Source organism: Mycobacterium sp. UM_11, from assembly GCF_001414075.1.
Classification (GTDB): Bacteria; Actinomycetota; Actinomycetes; order Mycobacteriales; family Mycobacteriaceae; genus Mycobacterium.
Genome location: NZ_LATC01000015.1, coordinates 1 through 21,375 on the forward strand (window position 1 = coordinate 1; position 21,375 = coordinate 21,375).

General features: G+C 70.3%; 22 protein-coding genes. 8 read left to right on the top strand and 14 right to left on the bottom strand.

Annotated features, from left to right (window positions below; translation table 11 throughout):
• Nucleotides 1-90 precede the first annotated feature (90 nt).
• The 4 genes from WU80_RS05970 to rpsO all read right to left on the bottom strand — a co-directional run bounded on the left by WU80_RS05970 (nt 91) and on the right by rpsO (nt 5,374).
• Nucleotides 91-1,116, bottom strand: coding sequence for a nitronate monooxygenase (locus tag WU80_RS05970; RefSeq protein WP_055400341.1), 1,026 nt, complete (start codon nt 1,114-1,116; stop codon nt 91-93).
• A 60-nt stretch (nt 1,117-1,176) separates the two neighbouring features.
• Nucleotides 1,177-2,532: a pitrilysin family protein gene (locus WU80_RS05975; RefSeq protein ID WP_055400460.1), complete on the bottom strand. Its 1,356-nt coding sequence runs from the start codon at nt 2,530-2,532 to the stop codon at nt 1,177-1,179.
• Nucleotides 2,510-4,765, bottom strand: coding sequence for a polyribonucleotide nucleotidyltransferase (locus WU80_RS05980; protein WP_055400343.1), 2,256 nt, complete (start codon nt 4,763-4,765; stop codon nt 2,510-2,512). The genes WU80_RS05975 and WU80_RS05980 overlap by 23 nt, the downstream gene beginning before the upstream one ends.
• A 339-nt stretch (nt 4,766-5,104) precedes the next feature.
• Entirely contained in the window at nt 5,105-5,374 is a 270-nt protein-coding gene (rpsO, locus tag WU80_RS05985) for a 30S ribosomal protein S15 (RefSeq protein WP_055400345.1), read from the bottom strand.
• 170 nt (nt 5,375-5,544) lie between these two features.
• On the opposite strand from rpsO, the gene WU80_RS05990 reads away from it, so the two are divergent.
• Entirely contained in the window at nt 5,545-5,898 is a 354-nt protein-coding gene (locus tag WU80_RS05990; RefSeq protein WP_055400347.1) for a helix-turn-helix transcriptional regulator, read from the top strand.
• A gap of 3 nt (nt 5,899-5,901) precedes the next feature.
• On the top strand, nt 5,902-6,387 hold the full coding sequence (locus tag WU80_RS05995) for an SRPBCC domain-containing protein (RefSeq protein WP_055400350.1): 486 nt from the start codon (nt 5,902-5,904) through the stop codon (nt 6,385-6,387).
• Nucleotides 6,388-6,395: 8 nt separating this feature from the next.
• Here WU80_RS05995 and WU80_RS06000 read toward each other — a convergent pair whose 3' ends face one another.
• Entirely contained in the window at nt 6,396-7,367 is a 972-nt protein-coding gene (locus tag WU80_RS06000; RefSeq protein WP_055400351.1) for a bifunctional riboflavin kinase/FAD synthetase, read from the bottom strand.
• A gap of 101 nt (nt 7,368-7,468) precedes the next feature.
• On the opposite strand from WU80_RS06000, the gene mntR reads away from it, so the two are divergent.
• Nucleotides 7,469-8,158, top strand: coding sequence for a manganese-binding transcriptional regulator MntR (gene mntR / locus WU80_RS06005; protein WP_055400353.1), 690 nt, complete (start codon nt 7,469-7,471; stop codon nt 8,156-8,158).
• Nucleotides 8,159-8,221: 63 nt separating this feature from the next.
• On the opposite strand, the gene WU80_RS06010 is transcribed toward mntR, so the two are convergent.
• Genes WU80_RS06010 through WU80_RS06025 form a run of 4 tightly spaced genes read right to left on the bottom strand, consistent with a single transcriptional unit; the run spans nt 8,222 to nt 12,012 of the window.
• Nucleotides 8,222-9,412 carry a lipid-transfer protein gene (locus WU80_RS06010; RefSeq protein ID WP_055400355.1) on the bottom strand — a complete coding sequence of 397 codons (1,191 nt, stop codon included), beginning with the start codon at nt 9,410-9,412 and terminating at the stop codon, nt 8,222-8,224.
• Nucleotides 9,413-9,449: 37 nt separating this feature from the next.
• Nucleotides 9,450-10,361 carry a tRNA pseudouridine(55) synthase TruB gene (gene truB, locus WU80_RS06015; protein ID WP_055400357.1) on the bottom strand — a complete coding sequence of 304 codons (912 nt, stop codon included), beginning with the start codon at nt 10,359-10,361 and terminating at the stop codon, nt 9,450-9,452.
• Nucleotides 10,358-11,038 (bottom strand): 4'-phosphopantetheinyl transferase, encoded by a 681-nt coding sequence (locus tag WU80_RS06020; protein WP_055400359.1) that lies wholly within the window; start codon nt 11,036-11,038, stop codon nt 10,358-10,360. The genes truB and WU80_RS06020 overlap by 4 nt, the downstream gene beginning before the upstream one ends.
• Nucleotides 11,035-12,012, bottom strand: coding sequence for a metallophosphoesterase (locus tag WU80_RS06025; protein ID WP_055400361.1), 978 nt, complete (start codon nt 12,010-12,012; stop codon nt 11,035-11,037). Before WU80_RS06025 ends, WU80_RS06020 begins: the two co-directional genes overlap by 4 nt.
• A 146-nt stretch (nt 12,013-12,158) precedes the next feature.
• Here WU80_RS06025 and WU80_RS06030 point away from each other — a divergent pair, with 146 nt between their 5' ends.
• Together WU80_RS06030 and WU80_RS06035 are read left to right on the top strand one after the other, a co-directional pair.
• Nucleotides 12,159-12,737 (top strand): hypothetical protein, encoded by a 579-nt coding sequence (locus WU80_RS06030; protein WP_055400363.1) that lies wholly within the window; start codon nt 12,159-12,161, stop codon nt 12,735-12,737.
• 28 nt (nt 12,738-12,765) lie between these two features.
• Nucleotides 12,766-14,481, top strand: coding sequence for a CocE/NonD family hydrolase (locus WU80_RS06035; protein WP_055400365.1), 1,716 nt, complete (start codon nt 12,766-12,768; stop codon nt 14,479-14,481).
• On the opposite strand, the gene WU80_RS06040 is transcribed toward WU80_RS06035, so the two are convergent.
• Both WU80_RS06040 and WU80_RS06045 read right to left on the bottom strand, forming a co-directional pair.
• Nucleotides 14,440-15,036 (bottom strand): DUF1802 family protein, encoded by a 597-nt coding sequence (locus WU80_RS06040; RefSeq protein ID WP_055400368.1) that lies wholly within the window; start codon nt 15,034-15,036, stop codon nt 14,440-14,442. The two genes, WU80_RS06035 and WU80_RS06040, sit on opposite strands and share 42 nt — an antisense overlap.
• Entirely contained in the window at nt 15,033-15,302 is a 270-nt protein-coding gene (locus WU80_RS06045; protein ID WP_055400370.1) for a DUF2277 family protein, read from the bottom strand. Before WU80_RS06045 ends, WU80_RS06040 begins: the two co-directional genes overlap by 4 nt.
• A gap of 44 nt (nt 15,303-15,346) precedes the next feature.
• Here WU80_RS06045 and WU80_RS06050 point away from each other — a divergent pair, with 44 nt between their 5' ends.
• Genes WU80_RS06050 through WU80_RS06060 form a run of 3 tightly spaced genes read left to right on the top strand, consistent with a single transcriptional unit; the run spans nt 15,347 to nt 17,084 of the window.
• Nucleotides 15,347-16,096, top strand: a complete 750-nt coding sequence (locus WU80_RS06050) for an enoyl-CoA hydratase (RefSeq protein ID WP_055400372.1) — start codon at nt 15,347-15,349, stop codon at nt 16,094-16,096.
• A 12-nt stretch (nt 16,097-16,108) separates the two neighbouring features.
• Nucleotides 16,109-16,480, top strand: a complete 372-nt coding sequence (locus tag WU80_RS06055) for a hypothetical protein (RefSeq protein ID WP_055400374.1) — start codon at nt 16,109-16,111, stop codon at nt 16,478-16,480.
• A gap of 22 nt (nt 16,481-16,502) precedes the next feature.
• Nucleotides 16,503-17,084, top strand: coding sequence for a hypothetical protein (locus tag WU80_RS06060; protein WP_055400376.1), 582 nt, complete (start codon nt 16,503-16,505; stop codon nt 17,082-17,084).
• 10 nt (nt 17,085-17,094) lie between these two features.
• Here WU80_RS06060 and WU80_RS06065 read toward each other — a convergent pair whose 3' ends face one another.
• Genes WU80_RS06065 through infB form a run of 3 tightly spaced genes read right to left on the bottom strand, consistent with a single transcriptional unit; the run spans nt 17,095 to nt 21,322 of the window.
• The gene (locus WU80_RS06065) at nt 17,095-18,105 is read right to left on the bottom strand and encodes a bifunctional oligoribonuclease/PAP phosphatase NrnA (protein ID WP_055400378.1); all 1,011 of its coding nucleotides are present in this window, start codon (nt 18,103-18,105) and stop codon (nt 17,095-17,097) included.
• Nucleotides 18,080-18,559 (bottom strand): 30S ribosome-binding factor RbfA, encoded by a 480-nt coding sequence (gene rbfA / locus WU80_RS06070; protein WP_055400380.1) that lies wholly within the window; start codon nt 18,557-18,559, stop codon nt 18,080-18,082. The genes WU80_RS06065 and rbfA overlap by 26 nt, the downstream gene beginning before the upstream one ends.
• A 12-nt stretch (nt 18,560-18,571) precedes the next feature.
• Nucleotides 18,572-21,322 carry a translation initiation factor IF-2 gene (gene infB / locus WU80_RS06075; RefSeq protein WP_055400381.1) on the bottom strand — a complete coding sequence of 917 codons (2,751 nt, stop codon included), beginning with the start codon at nt 21,320-21,322 and terminating at the stop codon, nt 18,572-18,574.
• Nucleotides 21,323-21,375 lie beyond the last annotated feature (53 nt).

A 21,375-nucleotide genomic window follows, 5' to 3' on the forward strand; every position in this document is an offset into this window, starting at 1 on the left:
GAGTGGCGTTCCTAGACAGCTCGCACTTCACTCGGAGGTCTTCGTCATGTCACCACGCCACGCCGTCACCAACGTCCGTGGTCAGTACACCTAGTCCGCCTCCACCAGGCTGGCGATGATGTCGGCCGCCGGCCCGGCCTGGGCCTCTTTGAACGACGTTCCTGCCCACAGGGGTATGCCGTTGGGGTCCTCCAGGGCGGCGGCCGCCTCCCGGATCGGCGAGGTCATCTGGTTGACCTCCGGGTAGCCCAGCGGCGCCACGTTGTCGAGCAGTCGGGTGAAGTTGTTCTCCAGGCCGCGCGCGTACCGGCCCGAGAAGGCGCGCGTGACGACGGTGGTGCCGAAGACCGGATTCTTCAGGGCGGTGCGGTGCGCGGTGCTGGTGCCCGCCTCGTCGCTGAGCAGCAGCGCGGTGCCGACCTGGGCGGCCACCGCGCCCCGGTGCAGCACGGCGGCGACGTCCCGCGCGTTGCCCAGGCCACCGGCGGCCACGACCGGAACGTCATGCGCGTGGCGGATGCGGTCGATCAGGTGGTGTAGCGACTCGCCGCTAGGCTCCATGTCGGGCGCGAAGGTGCCCCGGTGCCCACCCGCGTCGGGACCCTGCGCGATCAGGCTGTCCGCGCCGGCGGCGACGGCCACCCCCGCCTCGTACGCCGAGGTCACCGTGACCATCACCAGCAGGCCCAGCGCCCCCAGGCGCCGGATGACATCGGGCGGCGGGACGCCGAAGGTGAACGACACCAGCTCGGGCCGCATGTCGGCCACCACCTCGAGCTTGCGCTCCCAGTCGTCGTCGTCACCGTATTCCGGATGGCCGACCTCGACCTGGTAGTAGTCGGCGATCTCTTCGAGTTCTTCGGCGTAGTAGTCCAGCGCCACCCAGTCGGCGACGCTGGGTTGCGGGACGAACAGGTTGACGCCCAGCGGGCCGGTGGTCGCGGCGCGGGCGGCGGCGATGTCCTCGGCGAACCGCTCCGCGCTGCGGTGGCCGCCCGGGACGAAGCCCAGCCCACCCGCGTTGGACACCGCCGCGGCGAGCTCCGGCGTGCCCGGTCCGCCGGCCATCGGCGCACCCACGATGGGCACCATGATGTCCCAAAAGCCCAGTACCATCGGGCTAATTCGCTGACGGCGAGCGCCGGCACGGCGCGAGTGAGGAGGCGAACATGCGGGTTAAGATACCATCGCCCGAAGTTGTTGGGGCAGTGACCGTTTGGAGGCGTACGGGCCCAGCACGGCGGCGCCGTACGGCTGGCTGAGCAGCCGGCGGGCCACCGCGTTGACCTCCTCGACGGTCACCTGGTCGATCTGGCGCAGGGTGTGTTCGATGCTGCGGTGCTCGCCGTAGTTCAATTCGTTGCGGCCCAACCGGCTCATCCGGGAGCTGGAATCCTCCAGGCCCAGGACGAGCCCGCCCCTCAACGAACCCTTGGCGATGCGGCACTCCGCCTCGGTGATGCCGTCGCGGGCAACCGATTCGAGGACCTCGTTGGTCACCCGCATCACCTCGGCGAACCGCTCCGGCTGGCACGCGGCGTAGACGGACAGCGCGCCGCTGTCGGCAAAGATGTCCACCGTCGAGTAGACCGAGTAGGCCAGCCCGCGCAGCTCGCGAACCTCTTGGAACAGGCGGGAACTCAGGCCGCCGCCGAGTGCGCTGTGCAGCACCGACAGCGCCCAGCGATGCCGCCAGCTACGCCCCGGCGTGCGCACACCCAGTGAGAGATGCGTCTGCTCGGCGTCGCGATTGCCCAGCATCAGACGGGGCCGTCCGGTCACCCGCCCGGCACCCTTGCGCGGGGCGATCGGCCGGCGGCCGCGGACCAGGTGCGGCCTGAAGTGCTCGCGCACCAACGCGACCACCTCGTCGTGGTCGACGTTGCCGGCCACCGCGACCACCATGCGTTCGGGCGTGTAGCGCCGCACATGAAACGAGTGCAGCTGGGTCCGGGTCATCGCCGACACCGACCGCGCGGTGCCGATCACCGGCCGGCCCACCGGGTGGTCACCGAACATCGCGCCCAGGAACATGTCCCCCAGCGCGTCCTCGGGGTCGTCGTCGCGCATCGCGATCTCTTCGAGCACCACGTCGCGCTCCAGCTCGACGTCCTCGGCGGCGCACCGGCCGTTGAGCACCACATCGGCCACCAGGTCGACCGCCAGCTCGAGGTCGCTGTCGAGCACGTGCGCGTAGTAGCAGGTGTGCTCCTTGGCGGTGAAGGCGTTCAGCTCCCCGCCGACGGCGTCCATCGCCTGCGCGATGTCCACGGCGCTGCGGGTCGGCGTCGACTTGAACAGCAGATGCTCGAGGAAGTGCGCCGCCCCCGCCACGGTGGCGCCCTCGTCGCGCGATCCGACGCCTACCCACACCCCGACGGAGGCCGACCGCACCGCCGGCAGGTACTCGGTGACGACCCGCAGCCCGCCCGGAAGCGTGCTGCGCCGCAAGGCGGTCGAGGGTTGCGCCTCGAGGGTCTGCTCGCCGCGGCGCAGGGCCGCGGCGCGGTCAGCTGCTGGTGGTCGCGGCATCGGCAGGGGCGGCCGCCGGGGCATCGGCCGGGGCCGAGCTGTCTTCCTCCACCAACACCAGCGAGATCTTGCCCCGCTTGTCGATGTCGGCGATCTCGACCCGCAGTTTGTCGCCGACGTTCACCACGTCCTCGACCTTCGCGATGCGCTTGCCCTTGCCCAGCTTGGAGATGTGGACCAGGCCGTCGCGACCCGGCAGCAGCGACACGAACGCACCGAAATCCGTTGTCTTGACCACGGTTCCGAGGAACCGCTCGCCCACGGTCGGCAGCTGCGGGTTGGCGATGGCGTTGATCCGGTCGATCGCGGCCTGCGCCGACGGCCCGTCGGTGGCGCCGACGAACACGGTGCCGTCGTCCTCGATGGAGATCTGCGCGCCGGTCTCCTCGGTGATGGCGTTGATGACCTTGCCCTTGGGGCCGATGACCTCGCCGATCTTGTCCACCGGGACCTTGATCGTGGTGACCCGCGGCGCGTACGGGCTCATCTCGTCGGGCCCGTCGATCGCCTCGGCCATCACCTCGAGGATGGTCAGCCGCGCGTCCTTGGCCTGCGCGAGCGCGCCCGCGAGCACCTGCGAGGGAATGCCGTCGAGCTTGGTGTCCAGCTGCAGGGCGGTGACGTAGTCCTTGGTGCCGGCGCACTTGAAGTCCATGTCGCCGAACGCGTCCTCGGCGCCCAGGATGTCGGTCAGGGTGACGAAGCGGCGCTCGGTCTTGCCGTCCACCTCGACGTCGTCGGAGACCAGGCCCATCGCGATGCCGGCCACCGGCGCCTTGAGCGGCACGCCGGCGTTCAGCAGCGCCAGCGTGGAGGCGCACACCGAGCCCATCGACGTCGAGCCGTTGGAGCCCAACGCCTCGGACACCTGACGGATGGCGTAGGGGAACTCCTCGACGCTGGGCAGCACCGGGATCAGGGCCCGCTCGGCGAGCGCGCCGTGCCCGATCTCGCGCCGCTTGGGCGAACCGACCCGGCCGGTCTCGCCGGTGGAGAACGGCGGGAAGTTGTAGTGGTGCATGTAGCGCTTGGAGGTCTCGGGCCCCAGCGAGTCGATCTGCTGGGCCATCTTGACCATGTCGAGCGTGGTGACGCCCAGGATCTGGGTTTCGCCGCGCTCGAACAGCGCGCTGCCGTGCGCCCGCGGCACCACGGCGACCTCGGCGCTCAGCGCGCGGATGTCGGTGATGCCGCGGCCGTCGATGCGGAAGTGGTCGGTGAGGATGCGCTGGCGGACCAGCTTCTTGGTCAGCGAGCGGAACGCGGCGCTGACCTCTTTCTCGCGGCCCTCGTAGGTCTCGGCGAGCCGCTGGGCCACCTCGGCCTTCAGCTCGTCGGTGCGCGCGTCGCGCTCGGCCTTGCCGCCGATGGTCAGCGCCTTGGCCAGCTCGTCGGTGGCCACCGAGGCCACCGAGTAGTACACGTCGTCGCCGTAATCGGGGAACGTCGGGTAGTCGCTGGTGGGTTTGGCGGCCGCGCCGGCCAGCTCCTCCTGCGCGGTGCACAGGACGGCGATGAACGGCTTGGCGGCCTCCAGGCCTTCGGCCACAACGGTTTCCGTCGGCGCCTGGGCGCCGCCCTGGACCAGCTCGATGACCTTCTCGGTGGCCTCGGCCTCGACCATCATGATCGCGACGTCACCGTCGACCTTTCGGCCGGCGACCACCATGTCGAAGACGGCGCGCTCGAGCTGCTCGACGGTGGGGAACGCGACCCATTGGCCGTCGATCAGCGCGACCCGCACACCACCGACGGGGCCGGAGAACGGCAGGCCGGCCAGCTGCGTGGAGGCGGACGCGGCGTTGATCGCGACCACGTCGTACAGGTCGTTGGGGTCCAGGCTGAGGATCGTCACCACCACCTGGATCTCGTTGCGCAGCCCGTTGACGAACGACGGGCGCAGCGGCCGGTCGATGAGCCGGCAGGTCAGGATCGCGTCGGTGGAGGGCCGGCCCTCGCGACGGAAGAACGAGCCGGGGATGCGGCCCGCGGCGTACATCCGCTCCTCGACGTCCACGGTCAGCGGGAAGAAGTCGAAGTGTTCCTTGGGGTTCTTGCTGGCGGTGGTCGCCGACAGCAGCATGTTCTCGTCGTCGAGGTAGGCGACGACGGCGCCGGCGGCCTGCTGGGCCAGCCGGCCGGTCTCGAAGCGGATGGTGCGGGTGCCGAAGCTCCCGTTGTCGATGGTGGCGGTGGACTCGAAGACGCCTTCTTCAATTTCAGCGACAGACATAGGTGTCCGTACAGCCTCTCTGGGTATTCAGCTTTTTCGCGTCGTCACGCGCAGGTAACCCGAGAGCTTCCTAAGAGCGGAAAGAGCCTGAATGCGGCTACGGCCATCGATCGAAGCGGCCGAGAAGCCCCAGATCCGGAGAGCCCGGCAGCCACTACCGAAGACCGCCCGATACAGACTGGGCTGCTCCCGTGTGACGTGCACAATGACACGCTGGAACGGCACACGCGGATCTGCGTAGCCGCACCGTTTGCTCGGGCCGAACCGGCCCAGAACGCTCCCACTCTACACTGGCGGGCTCAGCCCGCCAGCAGGGCGGAAGGATTGCGATTGCGGGCGTCAGCGGCGCAGGCCGAGGCGCTCGACCAGCGAGCGGTACCGCTCCACGTCGATCTGCGCGACGTACTTGAGCAGCCTGCGGCGGCGCCCGACCAGCAGGAGCAGCCCTCGCCGGGAGTGGTGATCGTGCTTGTGCACCTTGAGGTGCTCGGTCAGGTCGGCGATCCGCTTGGTCAGCAGCGCGACCTGCGCCTCCGGCGAACCGGTGTCGGTTTCATGCAGGCCGTACGTGCCCAGGATTTCTTTTTTCTGCTCGGCGGTCAGCGCCACGAAAACATCTCCATCAATCGGTGCCGCGAAAGGTGTCGAAACGAAAGGTGGCCGCCGCGGACTGCAGCACACGTCGGGCGAGTCTATCAGCGGCTGTCATGTCCGCTGAAATCGCAGGCCAGCGGCCGCCCGCTTGACAACATACAACCAATTGGTTGTATGTTGTCCCGGTGACCGTAGACGAGGAGGACCGGGTAGACGCCCTGTTTCACGCGCTCGCCGACCGAACCCGACGCGACATCATGCGCCGGACGCTGGCCGGGGAGCACTCGGTTTCCAGGCTCGCGTGCAAGTACGACATGAGTTTTGCGGCGGTCCAGAAGCACGTCGTCGTGCTCGAAAAGGCCGGCCTGATAACCAAACGCCGCAGCGGCCGCGAGCAGCTGGCCAGCGGTGACGTGGCCGCCGTGCGCTCGGTGGCGGCCATGCTCACCGAGCTCGAACTCGTGTGGCGCGGTCGCATCGCTCGCATCGACGAGCTCATCTCATCCGACCCCAATTCGTCCGAACCCAAGGAGGACTGAACCATGCCCGTGACCGGTGTCCAGCACGATCCCGAGAGCCTGACGCTGACCATCACCGCGGAGTTCGCCGCACCGGTGGAGCGCATCTGGCAGGTCTACGCCGATCCCCGCCAGCTGGAGAAGGTGTGGGGACCGCCGTCCTGCCCGGCGACCGTCGTCGACCACAGCCTCACGCCCGGAAGCCGCACGACGTACTTCATGACCGGCCCGGATGGCGAGAAATACGCCGGGTACTGGCAGATCACCGCCGTCGACGCGCCTAGGAGCTTCTCCTTCGACGACGGCTTCGCCGACTCGGACTTCAACCCGAACCCGGGGCTGCCGGTCTCCAAGCACGTGTACACCTTCGCCGCGCACAACGGCGGCACTCGCGCGACCTACGTGAGCACGTATGAGTCCGCCGAGGCGCTGCAGCAGGTGCTGGACATGGGCGTGGTCGAGGGCGCCACGTCGGCCATCAACCAGATCGACGATCTGGTCGCCGCCTGAGCCGCGGGTCAGTCGGCGAGCAGTCCGCGGGCGCGGTCGGTGTCCTTGCCCATCGCGTCGATCAGGTCCTTCACCGAGTCGAACCGCTTCTGCCCGCGGATGCGTGCGACGAAGTCCAGCGCAACGTATTGGCCGTACAGGTCGGCGTCGGTGTCCAGGACGAACGCCTCGACGGTGCGGGTGCGGCCGGAGAAGGTGGGGTTGGTGCCGACGGACACCGCGGCCTGGTAGCGCTCGCCGGGGACGACGGTGCCGGTCACCGGCCCGTGCCCGAGCAGGGTGAACCAGGCGGCGTACACGCCGTCGGCCGGGATGGCCGAGTACATCGGCGGCGCCACGTTGGCGGTCGGGAAGCCCAGCTCCATGCCCCGGCCCTCGCCCCGCACGACCACACCCTCGACGCGGTGCGGGCGGCCCAGCGCGTCGGCGGCCGCCACCACGTCGCCGGCGTCGACGCAGGACCGGATGTAGGTGGAGGAGAATGTCACCGTCTCGTTGCTGTGGTGTTCGGACAGCAGCGACATCGACTCCACGGCGAACCCGAAGCGTTCACCGGCGCGCCGCAGGGTCTCGACGTTGCCGGCGGCCTTCTTGCCGAAGGTGAAGTTCTCCCCCACCACCACTTCGACCACGTGCAGGTGCTCCACCAGCAGCTCGTGGACGTAGCGCTCCGGGGTGAGCTTCATGAAATCGCTGGTGAACGGCATCACCAGGAAGACGTCGATGCCCAGCTCCTCGACCAGCTCGGCGCGCCGCGTCAGCGTCGTCAGCTGCGCCGGGTGGCTGCCCGGGTAGACCACTTCCATCGGGTGCGGGTCGAACGTCATCAGCACGGTCGGCACGTTGCGCGCGCGGCCGGCCTTAACCGCATGCGCGATGAGCTCCGCGTGGCCCCGGTGCACGCCATCGAATACGCCGATGGTGAGCACGCATCTGCCCCAGTCCGTGGGAATCTCATCCTGGCCGCGCCACCGCTGCACGATGGTTAGCCTACGGCGCCCGGCGATCCGCCGGGAGATCCGTACGGACGAGGGTGGCGAGGAGCACACGACCAGGCCCGGGTTGCCTAAACTTTCTCGTTGTGAAGGCTGACGAAGAGCGTGGCGGTCTCACCGCGGTCGGCCAGGACTACCTCAAAGCGATCTGGAACGCCCAGGAGTGGTCGGTGGAGAAGGTCAGCACCAAGATGCTGGCCGAGAAGATCGGGGTGTCGGCCAGCACCGCGTCGGAGTCGATTCGCAAACTCGCCGAGCAGGGCCTGGTCGACCACGAGAAGTACGGCGCCGTGAGCCTGACCGAGGCCGGCCGGCGGGCGGCGCTGGCGATGGTGCGCCGGCATCGACTGCTGGAAACGTTCCTGGTCAACGAGCTCGGCTACGGCTGGGACGAGGTGCACGACGAGGCCGAGGTGCTCGAGCACGCGGTGTCCGACCGGCTGGTCGCCCGCATCGACGCCAAGCTGGGGTTCCCGCAACGCGACCCGCACGGCGACCCGATCCCGGCCTCGGACGGGCAGGTGCCCACGCCGCCGGCCCGCCAGCTGTGGGCGTGCGACGAGGGGGACGCCGGTACGGTCGCCCGCATCTCCGACGCCGACCCGCAGATGCTGCGCTACTTCGCCGACGTCGGGATCAACCTGGACTCGCGGCTACGGGTGCTGACCCGGCGCGAGTTCGCCGGGATGATCTCGGTGGCCATCTCCGCCGGCGACGGCGCGGAGACGACCGTCGATCTGGGCAGCCCGGCCGCGCGGGCGATCTGGGTGGTCTAGCTAGCGGCGATCGCAAGCGCGGCGAAGCCGGGCGCTGCGGGTCGCCGCCATTGGGCTAGCTCGTCAGCGGTCGGCGCGCTGATACGCGGTGACAACGGCCGCGCCGCCCAGCCCGATGTTGTGCTGCAGCGCGGCGTTGACGCCCTCGACCTGGCGCTTGTCGGCGGCGCCGCGCAGCTGCCACGTCAGCTCGGCGCACTGCGCCAGCCCGGTCGCGCCCAGCGGGTGACCCTTCGAGATCAAACCGCCCGAGGGGTTGACCACCCAGCGCCCGCCGTAGGTGGTGTCGCCGTTGTCGATCAGCTTGGGCGCCTCCCCCGGGGCGCACAGCCCCAGCGCCTCGTACAGCAGCAGCTCGTTGGCCGAGAAGCAGTCGTGCAGCTCGATCACTCCGAAGTCCTCGGGGCCCAGCCCGGATTGTTCGTAAACCTGTTGCGCGGCTTGGACATTCATGTCGTAGCCGATCAGGTTCTTGGCACTGCCGTCGAAGGTGGAGGCGAAGTCGGTGGTCATGGCCTGCCCGACGATCTCCACCGCGCGGCCGGCCAGCCCGTGGCGATCGACGAAGCCCTCCGAGGCCAGGATCGCCGCGCCGGAGCCGTCGGAGGTGGGCGAGCACTGCAGCTTGGTCAGCGGGTCGGAGATCATCCGCGCCGCCAGGATGTCGTCGAGCGTGTAGGACTCCTGGAACTGCGCGAACGGGTTGTTGACCGAGTGCTTGTGGTTCTTGTAGCCGATCTTGGCGAAATGCTCTGCGGTGCTGCCGTATTGGCGCATGTGCTCACGGCCGGCCGCGCCGAACATCCACGGCGCGACGGGCATGGCGAACTCGTCGATCTCGGCCATGGCCTTGACGTGGCGGCCCATCGGCGACTCGCGGTCCTGGGCGCCCCCGCTGAGCGGGCCGGGCTGCATCTTCTCGAAGCCGAGCGCGATGGCGCAGTCGACGATGCCGCCGCGGATGGCCTGCGCCGCCAGGAACAGCGCGGTCGAACCGGTCGAGCAATTGTTGTTGACGTTGACGATCGGGATGCCGGTCATGCCCAGCTCGTAGAGCGCCCGCTGCCCGGACGTGGAATCGCCGGCGACGTAGCCGACGTAGCCCTGCTGCACCTCGCGGTAATCGATCCCCGCGTCGGCCAGCGCGTTGGTGCCGGACTCGCGCGCCATGTCGGGGTAGTCCCAGCCTTCCCGGCGGCCCGGTTTCTCGAACTTCGTCATGCCGACGCCGACGACGTAAACCTTGTTAGACATCTTTGTCCCTTTCCACAGGCCGCGACTTCCGGTCAGCCTATTCCTCGAGCGTCGCCGGGCGGATCACCACCACCGACTTGGTCTTCGCACCCTCATCGCGCAGCAGCGCGATCACCTTGCCGTCGGCGTCGCAGGCGGCGTAGACGCCGGCGACGCCCGCCGGCGCGAGCGGCCGGCCGTTCGCCGTCGCCTCGGCCTCCTCGGCGGTCAGGTCGCGCCGCGGGAAGATCAGCAAGCACGCCTCGTCCAGCGTCAGGGACAGCCCGGGCGCCTCGGCCAGCTCGTCGAGCGTGCGGGCCCGCTCCAGGGTGAAGCGGCCGACCCGGGTGCGCCGCAACGCCGTCAGGTGCCCACCCACCCCGAGCGCGGCGCCGACGTCGCGGGCGAGCGCCCGAATGTAGGTGCCCGACGAGCAGTCGACCTCCACGTCGACGTCGACCAACCGACCGTCGGATCGGACGTCGCAGACCTCGAACCGGTCGATACGCACCGGCCGGGCCTCGAGTTCGACGGCCTGTCCCTCGCGCACCAGCCGGTAGGCGCGCCGGCCGGCCACCTTGATCGCGCTGACCGCCGACGGCACCTGCTCGATGTCACCGCGCAGGGCGGCGACCGCTTCGGTGATCGCCTCGCGCGTCAGGTGCGCGGCCGAAACACTCTGCAGCACTTCCCCTTCGGCGTCCTCGGTGGACGTGGTCTGGCCGAGCCGGATGGTGGCGGCATAGGACTTGGAGGCCGCCGTCAACAGGCCCAGGATCTTGGTGGCGCGGTCGACACCGACCACCAACACGCCGGTGGCCATCGGATCCAGCGTCCCCGCGTGGCCCACCCGGCGGGTGGCGAAGATGCGACGGCAGCGACCCACCACGTCGTGACTGGTCATCCCGGCCGGCTTGTCAACGACGACCAGCCCAGGACCGGGCGCCGGACCGCTCGGGCTCGGGGTCATAGCACGATGGCGGTCAGCACCAGTCCCCGCTCGACCGACCACCGGCCTCGCAGCGCGGTCAGCGGTTCGCCATCGAGGGCCTGGCCGTCGATCAAAATCTTGGACACGAACACCCCGGTGGTCGCGCCGTCGGGCGGGTCGAGGTCGAACACGATGTGGGCATCCTCGAAACCCAGCCAGCGCTTGGTCAACGGGAACCAGGCCTTGTACGTTGCCTCCTTGGCGCAGAACAGGATTCGATCCCAATGTAGGCCTACGGGCAACGACGCCAGCTCGTGGCGCTCCTCCGGCAGGCTGATCGCGTTCAGCACGCCGTCGGGCAACACGTCGTGCGGTTCGGCGTCGATGCCCACCGAGCGCACCGCTTCGGTGCGGCCCACGACCGCACCGCGGTAGCCGGTGCAATGGGTCAGGCTGCCCACCACTCCGTCGGGCCAGCACGGTTCGCCCTTCTCGCCCTTGAGGATCGGCACCGGCGGCAGGCCGAGCTCGCCCATCGCGACGCGTGCGCAGTGCCTGACGGTGATGAACTCGCTGCGCCGCTTGGCGACCGACCTGGCGATCAGCGGCTCCTCTTCGGGCAGCGGGGCCAGCTCGGGCGGATCGGAATACAGCTCGGAATAAGCCAATTCGTCCACGTCCGGGAGCACCGAGGAGACCAGCTTTTCCTCGGTCATCGGGATTGCCGCTGCCGCAACCGTTCCCGGAACTGCGCGGCCTGCTGCCGCATCTCGGGAGTGATCTCGAAGTGGCCGCCGAAGTCGTTGAGGTAACCCGGCGCGTATTGCGGGTCGGGCAGCACCTGGCGCAGCCAGCTGTGCGGCTTGCGGCGCCGCCACTCGCGCGGGTAGCCCACCGACACCTCCTCGAAGCGCACGTCGTCGTACCAGGTGGTGCGCGGGATGTGCAGATGACCGTAGACCGAGCAGACGGCGTTGTAACGGGTGTGCCAGTCGGCGGTCTTGGTGGTTCCGCACCACAGCGAGAACTCCGGGTAGAACAGCGCGTCGCAGGGCTCGCGGACCAACGGGAAATGGTTGACCAGGACGGTCGGCGTCATCCAGTCGAGTTGCTCGAGCCGGGCCCGCGTGCTGGCGAGCCGCTCCCGGCACCAGGCCTCCCGCGTCGGATAGGGCTCCGACGAGAGCAGGAATTCGTCGGTGGCCACCACGTTGCGCTCCCGCGCGATGGTCAGGCCCTCGGCTTTGCTGGTCGCCCCCTCGGGCAAGAAGCTGTAGTCGTAGAGCAAGAACATCGGCACGATCGTCGCCGGGCCGCCCCGCTCGGTCCACACCGGGAACGGATGCTCGGGCGTGACGACGCCCATCTCGTCGCACATGTGGACGAGGTAGTCGTAGCGGGCCTTGCCGAAGATCTGCACCGGGTCCCGCGTCGTGGTCCACAACTCGTGGTTGCCGGGCACCCAGATCACCTTGGCGAATCGCCGGCGCAGCAGGTCAAGGGCCCACCGGATCTCGTCGGTGCGTTCAGCGACGTCGCCGGCGACGATCAGCCAGTCGTCGGGCGAGGACGGGTGCAGCGATTCGGTGACCGGCTTGTTGCCCAGGTGGCCGGTGTGCAGGTCGGAGACGGCCCACAGCGTCGGTTGCCCCCCGTTGGGCGATTCGTGCCCCGCATTTTGACCAGCCACGATTAACCAGACTAATAACCCGCGACCGCGGGCCGGTCGGGACGGGGCCTTGCCCGCGGCATTAGAACGTGTTCTTGTTTCCCTGTGACCGTGCCAACCCGACTTGTACACTCCCGGCAAGGAGCGCCGAGCCGTCAGGGGGTGTCGTGTTCGCCAAGGTGCGTCTGATCGGGGCGGTCGGTGCCCTGATCGCAGCGGCCGTCGCAGGCACCGTGGGGTGGCACGGCGCCGCCCCGGCGAGCGGCGGGCCGGTCGAGCTGCGCTCGACCGCGGCTCCGATGGAAACCACGATGAAGAGCCCGATCGTGGCCACCACCGACCCGCGCCCCTTCGACGCGTGCGAGGACATCCCGTTCGATGCGCTGCAGCGGCTCGGGCTGGCGTTTACCCCGCCGGAACACGAAGACGGCCTGCGCTGCCACTTCGATGCGGGCAACTATCAGGTGGCGGTCGAACCCATCATCTGGCGCACCTACGAGGAGACGCTGCCCCCCGACGCCGTCGAGACCACCATCGCCGGCCACCGCGCCGCCCAGTACTGGGTGCTCAAGCCGACCTATCACAACAGCTACTGGTATTACTCCTGCATGGTCGTGTTCAAGACCAGCTACGGCGTGCTGCAGCAGGCGCTCTACTACTCGACCGTCTACTCCAACCCCGAGGTGGACTGCATGTCCACCAACCTGCAGCGCGCCAACGACCTGGCGCCGTACTACAAGTTCTGACGGCCGGCCGGGCCTTAGCCTGGGCACCGTGAGTATCACCTCGACGCGACCCGCCCAGCCCGCGCTGCACGCCCTGCGCCACGTCGGCGGCAAGGCCCTCGGCCGGCTGCTGGGCCTGCCGCCCGCCACGACCGACTACACCGTGCAACGCCTCCGGGTGCCCATGCGCGACGGGGTCGACCTGGTGGCCGACCACTACGCGCCGAACACCGCGTCGCCCGCCGGCACCCTGCTGGTCCGCGGGCCCTACGGACGCGCGTTCCCGTTCTCCCTGGTGTACGGCGCGCTGTACGCGGCGCGCGGCTACCACGTGGTGCTGCAGAGCGTGCGCGGCACGTTCGGATCGGGCGGGGAATTCGAGCCGATGGCCAACGAGGTCGCCGACGGCGCCGACACCGCGGCCTGGCTCCGCGAGCAGACCTGGTTCACCGGGCGCTTCGCCACCATCGGGCTGTCGTACCTCGGCTACACCCAGTGGGCGCTGCTGACCGATCCACCGCCGGAGCTGGCCGCGGCCGTCATCACCGTGGGGCCGCACGACTTCAACGAATCCACTTGGGGCACCGGCTCGTTCGCGATCAACGACTTCCTGGGCTGGAGCGACATGGTTGCCCACCAGGAGGACCCGGTGCGCGTCCGGTCGGCGCTGCGCCAGCTGCGCGTCCGGCGCGACGTGGCGCGGGCGGCCCTAGGGCTGCCGGTGGGCGAGTCGGCCCGGGCGCTGCTCGGGGCGGGTGCGCCGTGGTTCGAGTCGTGGCTCGAGCACACCGACCGCGACGATCCGTTCTGGGACGCGCTGCGCTGCGGCGACGCGCTGGACCGCGTCGACGTGCCGGTGCTGCTGATCAGCGGCTGGCAGGACATCTTCGTGCGGCAGACGCTGCAGCAGTACCGCCGGCTGCGGGCCCGCGGCGTGGACGTCGCGCTCACCATGGGCCCGTGGACCCACGCCCAGATGCTCACCAGCGGGCTGAGCACCGGCGCGCGGGAGACGCTCGATTGGCTGGGCACCCACCTGGGCGGGGCACCCGCCCGGCGCCCGAGCCGGGTGCATGTCTGTGTCACCGGCCAGGGTTGGCGCAACGTCGCCGACTGGCCGCCCGCCACCACCGAGCGCGCGCTTTACCTGCGGCCCGGCGGCCACCTGGGCGAGACGGCGCCGACGGGCCTGCCGCGGCTGGCGCCGGCGACCTTCCGCTACGACCCCGCCGACCCGACGCCCACCACGGGCGGCCCGTTGCTGTCGCCGGACGGCGGTTACCGCGACGACAGCCGGCTCGCGACGCGCGACGACGTGCTGGCCTTCACCAGCCTCACCCTCACCCACGACCTGTGCGTCTACGGCAGCCCGGTCGTCGAGCTGGTGCACGGCGCCGACACGCCCCACGTCGACCTGTTCGTCCGGGTGAGCGAGGTCGACGCCAACGGCCGGTCCAAGAACGTCAGCGAGGGCTACCGGCGGCTGGACAACGCCGTCAAGAGCTCGAAGAAATCCGTCCGGGTCGAACTCGACGGCACCGCCCACCGCTTCCGCGCCGGGTCGCGCATCCGCGTGCTGATCGCCGGTGCCTGGTTTCCCCGCTACACGCGCAACCTGGGCACCGACGAGCCGATCCTGACCGGCCGGCAGTCCAGGCCGGCCACCCACACCGTGCGCTACGGCCGTTCCCGGCTGCTGCTGCCCGTCGGCCCGCCGGACCTGTCAGCCAACGGCTCCGCGGACGCGGGCGGCGACCTCGGTTAGGGCCGCGCCGTCGCACACCGGCGGCGCCAGCGGCGGCCGCACCGGCAGCTCCACCCAGCTCTTGCAGCCGCCGTATTCGGGTGTGCGGGAGATCGTCACCGGCTCGGCGAAGGGGTGAACGGACACCACCAGCACGGCGAGCTTGTGCTTCGGGCGGAAGTCGAGCCGGTCGGCGCGCACCGATTCGGCCGTCCAGATGTGCAGGTCCTCTATCGAGCCAAGGCCGTCGGGCCGGTTAACCGCCACGGCCGCAACGACTTTCGCGGCCGCCCTGAGCACGAGACGATCCTCGGTGCTGTCGGCGGCGGCCGCCTCCAGCAGGTCGCGATGCTCGGGCCGCACCCGCTCGAAGTGGCTGTGCGCGACCGTCGGGAACAGCAGGAACTCGCTGGCGGCCAGTCCCCCGCGAGCGGGCGGTACCCCCACGAAGCGCTTCTCCCCGATTCCGCCCTTGCGCAGCAGCACCTTCTGGCGACCGTCCAGCAGGGCGTGCACGACGGCGCTCCACTCCTTGAGCGCGGGCGTCGTGGTTCCGGTGGTGGCCGTTCGGGTCATTGCGCCCCGGCCAGCCGGGCGATAACCTCCGGCCGGCGCAGCGGCGGAACGGTCTTCGGCGGCTGGCGCCGCGGGGGCAGCGCCGCCAACAACCGCGTCGTCGTCTCGGTGACCTCGGCGACGGCGGCCTCGAACGCTTCGGCGTTCGTCGCGGTGGGTCGGGTGATCCCGCTGACCTTGCGCACGTATTGGCGCGCGGCGGCCGCGATCTCCTCCGCGGTGGCCGCCGGATCCAGCCCGCGCAGCTCGGTGATGTTCCTGCACATGGGATCCACGATAGGCGCCGCGAGCCACCCTCTACGGTGAACGCATGACCGATGACATCCTGCTGATCGAAACCGACGAGCGGGTGCGCACGCTGACCCTGAACCGGCCGCAGGCCCGCAACGCGCTGTCCTCGGCGCTGCGGGACCGGTTCTTCGGGGCCCTGGCCGACGCGGAAACCGATGACGACGTCGACGTCGTCATCGTCACCGGCACAGATCCCGTGTTCTGCGCGGGACTGGATCTCAAGGAGCTGGGCGGGTCCTCGGCGCTGCCGGACATCTCCCCGCGGTGGCCACCGCTGAGCAAGCCGGTGATCGGTGCGATCAACGGCGCCGCGGTCACCGGCGGCCTGGAGCTGGCGCTCTACTGCGACATCCTGATCGCCTCGGAGAACGCCCGATTCGCCGACACGCACGCCCGCGTCGGCCTGTTGCCCACATGGGGGCTCAGCGTGCGGCTGCCCCAGAAGGTGGGCGTCGGCCTGGCCCGCCGGATGAGCATGACCGGGGACTACCTGTCCGCCGCCGACGCGCTGCGCGCCGGGCTGGTGACCGAGGTGGTGGCGCACGAGGCGCTGTTGAGCACGGCCCGCCAGGTGGCCGCCTCCATCGTCGGCAACAACCAGGACGCGGTGCGCGCGCTGTTGTCGTCCTATCACCGGATCGACGACGCGCAGACCAGCGGCGGGCTGTGGCTCGAGGCGATGGCCGCCCGCCAGTTCCGGACCAGCGGAGACGACATCGCGGCCAACCGCGAGGCGGTGCTGCAGCGCGGCCGGGCCCAGGTGCGTTGACCGGCCGAACCGATGACGCAATTCCCGCCGACCCAGCGGCGCGGACGAGCGACCGCGGACACCGTCGCGACCGTGCTGCTCTTCGTCGTGCAGCTGGTGGTCAGTGCCGGGGCATTCGCCTTGGCATTGTTGTCCTCGATGTGGTTGATGCTGCCGATATGCAGCGATAACTGCGACAGCCCCGGCGTCACCCACTTCGTCCACCGCACCTTCGCCGGGACGGTCGTCATCGTCGCCGGGATCGCCGTGGGGCTGGTTGCGTCATGCGTCGGGGCGCTGGTCGCGGGCGCTCGCCGGCGCCCCGGGATGTGGAAGTGGCCGGCATTAGGCCTGCTCACGGCCCTCGGGTCGGTTTTTATCGCCGCTGGTTTATGGGCGAACTGAGGGCAACCCATACGATCAGCTGATGCGTGCGGTCGTCGACGTCAGCGTGAGGGTCCTGGTGGGCGCTCTGGCGTTCGCGTTCGCGGCCGTGGGGCCGGCGTTGCCCCGCGCGGCCGCGCTGCCACCGCCGGGCTTTCCCAGCCTGGACGGTTTCGCCCCCGTCCCGGCGGACGGCTACGTGACCAGCTCCGGGCCGGACACCCCGCCCCGAATCAGCTTCTCCACCCCGTACTCCCTGGCCTGCGACTTCTATGGCGGGCCGGCGCCCGCGCCGCAGCCGTCGCAGGACATCAAGTGCAAGGGCGACATGCCCGGCATCGACGACATCCCGGTCCTCGGCGGGCGCCCGCACCCGGGCGATTGCCTGGTGGGCTCCGCCGACTTCAAGGGACCCGGCTACCAGCTGAGCCGCATGTCCTTCGGCGGCTGCGACGGCAACCCAACCGCGCTGGCGCCCGGCGGCAAGTTGCTCGGCGCCGGCCAGAAGTTGACCCACCTGAACGTCACGTGCGCCGTCGGGGCCGACAACCTGGTCGCCTGCCTGGACACCACCAGTGGGGACCACGGGTTCGTGCTGCAGCGCTCGGGCAGCTGGGCGTTCTAGCCCAGGGCAATCAGCCCAGCGCGCCGAGCAACGACGCCACCGCCTCGTCGATCGGGCCGCTCGTCGAGTAGCCGGCGGCCAGCCGGTGGCCGCCGCCGCCGAAGGCGGACGCGACCGCCGCCAGGTCCACGTCGGCCTTGGCACGCATCGACACCGACCACTGCTGCGGGTCGACCTCCTTGAACACCGCGGCCACCTCGGCCTGCTGCGTGGTGCGCACGATGTCGACGATGCTTTCCACTTCCTCGGCCCGCGAGGTGACCCAATCCTGGTGCCCCACAACGGCATACACCAGGCCGCGGCCGCCGACCGCGTCGGGCAGCAGGTGCGCCGAGCCCAGCACGCGGGACAGCAGCGGCAGCCAGGTGAACGGGTGGCTGTCCATCAGCGTTCGGCTGATCTCGGCGTTGTCGACGCCGGTATCCACCAGCCGGGCCGCCAGCCGAAGCGCGCGGGCGCTGGCCCAGCGGAAGGATCCGGTGTCGGTCGTCAGGCCGGCGTAGATGCAGTGCGCCACGTCCGGGTCGATCGGCTTGTCCCACGCGTCGAGGATGTCGGCGATCATCATCGTGGTCGAATCAGCCGACACGTCAACGAAGTTGGCGGTGCCGAACAGTTGGTTGCTGGCGTGGTGGTCGATCACCAGCACCTCGCGGCCGGGGCCGGCCAGATCGCTCAGCGCGCCCAACCGCTTGACGCTCGGAACGTCAACGGTGACAACCAGATCCACGTCGCGCCGCATCGCCTCCGCGCCGACCAGCAGCGAGCACCCGGGCAGGGACGCCAGGGAGTCGGGCAGCAGCGCGGGCTCGGCGAAACCGACCTCGACGCTCTTGCCGCACTTGTCCAGGACCAAAGCCAGGGCCAAACCCGCGCCGATGGTGTCGGCGTCGGGGTGCACGTGGGCGACCACCGCGACGGTCTCGGCGCCGGAGAGCAATTCGACCGCGCCGTGGGCGTCGACGCGTGCCCCGGCTCCCGCGGCGCGGGACAGCTCAGTCTTCGCGTCGGTCGTCGTCACCGTTGTCCTTATACACCTCGCTTGGCCCGCTGTCGCGGTATGGGTCGGCCTCCCCGGCCGGCTTGGCCCCCGAGCGAACCCGCGCCAGGTCGGCGTCCGCCGCGCGGGCGCGCGCCAGCAGCTCGTCCATCCGCTGCACGGTGTCCAGCGTGGTGTCGCGGGTGAAGGTCAGCGTGGGCGTGAAGCGCACACCGGTGCCCGCCCCCACCATCGTGCGCAGCGCACCCTTGGCGCGTTCCAGCGCAGCCGACGCGGCGGCGTAGTCCGGCTCGTCGTCCAGGGTGCGACCCATCACGGTGTAGAACACCGTCGCATCGTGCAGGTCCGCGGTGACCTTCGTGTCGACGATGGTCACCCCGTCCAGCCCGGGATCCTTGATCTCGAACTCGATCGCCGAGGCGACGATCGTGTTGATGCGTTTGGCCAGACGGCGCGCCCGGGCGGGGTCAGGCATGCCGACCGCCCATCAGGAGCGCTCCTTCTCGACGAGCTCGTAGGACTCGATGATGTCGCCTTCCTTGATGTCGGAATAGCCCAGCGTCATACCGCACTCGAAGCCCTCGCGGACCTCAGTCACGTCGTCCTTCTCCCGCCGCAGCGAGGTGATCGTCAAGTTGTCGGCGACCACGATGTTGTCCCGCAGCAGCCGGGCCTTCGCATTGCGGCGCACCACACCCGAGCTGATCATGCAGCCGGCGATGATGCCGACCTTCGAGGACCGGAAAATCGCGCGGATCTCGGCGCGCCCCAGCTGGCTCTCCTCGTAGATGGGCTTGAGCATGCCGCGCAGGGCCTTCTCGATGTCGTCGATCGCCTGGTAGATCACCGAGTAGTAGCGGATCTCGACACCCTCGCGGTTGGCCAGCTCCGTCGCCTTGCCCTCGGCGCGCACGTTGAAGCCGATGATCACCGCGTCCGACGCCGACGCCAGGTTGACGTTGGTTTCGGTGATGCCACCGACACCGCGGTCGATGACGCGCAGCTCCACCTCGTCGTCGACCTGGATGCCCATCAGGGCCTCCTCGAGCGCCTCGACCGTACCGGCGTTGTCGCCCTTGAGGATCAAGTTCAGCTGGCTGGTTTCCTTCAGCGCCGAGTCCAGGTCCTCCAGGCTGATCCGCTTGCGGGACCGGGCCGCCAGCGCGTTGCGCTTGCGGGCGCTGCGCCGGTCGGCGATCTGGCGGGCGATGCGGTCCTCGTCGACGACCAGGAAGTTGTCGCCGGCGCCGGGCACCGAGGTGAAGCCGATGACCTGCACCGGCCGCGACGGCAGCGCCTCCTCGACGTCTTCGCCGTGCTCGTCGACCATGCGGCGGACGCGGCCGTACGCGTCGCCGGCCACCACGGAGTCACCGACGCGCAGCGTGCCGCGCTGCACCAGCACGGTGGCCACCGGGCCGCGACCGCGGTCCAGGTGCGCCTCGATCGCCACACCCTGGGCCTCCATGTCGGGGTTGGCCCGCAGGTCGAGGGCGGCGTCGGCGGTCAGCAATACCGCCTCTTCGAGTGCGGAGATGTTGGTGCCCTCCTTGGCGGAGATGTCGACGAACATCGTGTCGCCACCGAAATCCTCTGCCACCAAACCGTATTCGGTGAGCTGGCCGCGGATCTTGGCCGGGTCGGCGCCCTCCTTGTCGATCTTGTTGACGGCCACCACGATCGGCACGTCGGCCGCCTGCGCGTGGTTGATGGCCTCCACCGTCTGCGGCATGACGCCGTCGTCGGCGGCGACCACCAGGATCGCGATGTCGGTGGCCTTCGCGCCGCGGGCACGCATGGCGGTGAACGCCTCGTGACCCGGGGTGTCGATGAAGGTGATCGGCCGCTCTTCGCCGTCGAGCTCGACCGACACCTGGTAGGCGCCGATGTGCTGGGTGATGCCACCCGCCTCGGCCTCGCGCACGCTGGCGTTCCGGATGGTGTCCAGCAGCCGGGTCTTACCGTGGTCGACGTGACCCATGACGGTCACCACCGGCGGCCGGGTCTGCAGGTCTTCCTCGGTGCCCTCGTCCTCGCCATAGGTGAGGTCGAAGGATTCCAGCAGCTCGCGGTCCTCGTCCTCCGGGCTGACGACCTGGACGACGTAGTTCATCTCGCTGCCCAGCAGCTCGAGCGTCTCGTCGCCGACCGACTGGGTGGCCGTCACCATCTCGCCGAGGTTGAACAGGGCCTGCACCAGCGAGGCCGGGTTGGCGTTGATCTTGTCGGCGAAGTCCGACAGCGACGCGCCGCGGGCCAGCCGGATGGTCTCGCCGTTGCCGTGCGGCAACCGCACGCCGCCGACAACCGGCGCCTGCATGTTCTCGTACTCGGCGCGTTTCGCCCGCTTGGACTTGCGCCCGCGCCGGGGCGCACCACCGGGACGGCCGAACGCGCCGGCCGCGCCGCCGCGCTGACCGGGACGGCCACCGCCGCCACCACCGCCGGGGCGACCGCGGAAACCGCCCGCACCGCCGCCGCCACCGGGCGGGGCCCCGACTCCACCGCCGCCGCGGTAGTTGCCGCCGCCGCCGTCACGACCGCCGGGCCCGCCGGGTCGGCCGCCGCCGGGCCGCGGGGCGCCGGGCCGGGCCGGGCGGCCCTGACCAGCGGCGCCGCCCGGACGGGGCGGCATGTTGCCGGGCGAGGCGCCCGGACGCGCGCCGCCGGGGCGGGGCGCCCCGGGGCGGGGCACCGGACGCGGGATCGGCCGGTCGACGGGCTGGGCGGAAGAGAACGGGTTGTTGCCGACGCGCGGGGTGCGCACGCCGGGCTTCGGCGCCGGGCCGGGCCGCGGACCGGGCGTCATGCCGGGCTGGGGGCCGGGCTGGGCGGCCGGCTGCCCGGGCGCGGGCGGCTTCGGCTGTCCGGGCGCGGGGCGTCCGGGGACCGGGCCGGGGCGCGCGGGGGCTTCCGTCGATCCGGACGGCGGCGCGGCGGCGGTCGCCGTCGCGGCGGGCGCGGCGGTCGCCTCGCCGTTACCGATGGCCTTGTCGAGCGCCTGGTCGAGCGATTTGTCCGGGCCCTTGGCGGGCGCCTTGGCCGCCTTGGCCGCGGTCTTCTCCGGGGCGGCCTTGCCGCCGCCGAAGGATTCGCGCAGCCGGCGAGCGACGGGGGCCTCCACCGTCGACGATGCGGATTTTACGAATTCGCCCTGTTCATTCAGTCGGGCGAGGACTTCCTTGCTGGTGACACCGAGTTCCTTAGCCAACTCGTGTACGCGGGCCTTACCTGCCACTACATCTCCTGTCTATGAGGCGACAGTCGTGGGGCCGCGCCTCGGTTTAGCTA

Bases quoted from the DNA above. Each gene is read 5' to 3' on its own strand.
- WU80_RS05975 (WP_055400460.1), bottom strand. From the start codon at position 2,532: ATGCCGCGACCACCAGCAGCTGACCGCGCCGCGGCCCTGCGCCGCGGC.
- WU80_RS06060 (WP_055400376.1), top strand. From the start codon at position 16,503: ATGCGTGCGGTCGTCGACGTCAGCGTGAGGGTCCTGGTGGGCGCTCTG.
- WU80_RS06050 (WP_055400372.1), top strand. From the start codon at position 15,347: ATGACCGATGACATCCTGCTGATCGAAACCGACGAGCGGGTGCGCACG.
- WU80_RS05980 (WP_055400343.1), bottom strand. From the start codon at position 4,765: ATGTCTGTCGCTGAAATTGAAGAAGGCGTCTTCGAGTCCACCGCCACC.
- WU80_RS05970 (WP_055400341.1), bottom strand. From the start codon at position 1,116: ATGGTACTGGGCTTTTGGGACATCATGGTGCCCATCGTGGGTGCGCCG.
- WU80_RS06055 (WP_055400374.1), top strand. From the start codon at position 16,109: ATGACGCAATTCCCGCCGACCCAGCGGCGCGGACGAGCGACCGCGGAC.
- WU80_RS06045 (WP_055400370.1), bottom strand. From the start codon at position 15,302: ATGTGCAGGAACATCACCGAGCTGCGCGGGCTGGATCCGGCGGCCACC.
- WU80_RS06040 (WP_055400368.1), bottom strand. From the start codon at position 15,036: ATGACCCGAACGGCCACCACCGGAACCACGACGCCCGCGCTCAAGGAG.
- rbfA (WP_055400380.1), bottom strand. From the start codon at position 18,559: ATGCCTGACCCCGCCCGGGCGCGCCGTCTGGCCAAACGCATCAACACG.
- WU80_RS05995 (WP_055400350.1), top strand. From the start codon at position 5,902: ATGCCCGTGACCGGTGTCCAGCACGATCCCGAGAGCCTGACGCTGACC.
- WU80_RS06010 (WP_055400355.1), bottom strand. From the start codon at position 9,412: ATGTCTAACAAGGTTTACGTCGTCGGCGTCGGCATGACGAAGTTCGAG.
- truB (WP_055400357.1), bottom strand. From the start codon at position 10,361: ATGACCCCGAGCCCGAGCGGTCCGGCGCCCGGTCCTGGGCTGGTCGTC.
- WU80_RS06020 (WP_055400359.1), bottom strand. From the start codon at position 11,038: ATGACCGAGGAAAAGCTGGTCTCCTCGGTGCTCCCGGACGTGGACGAA.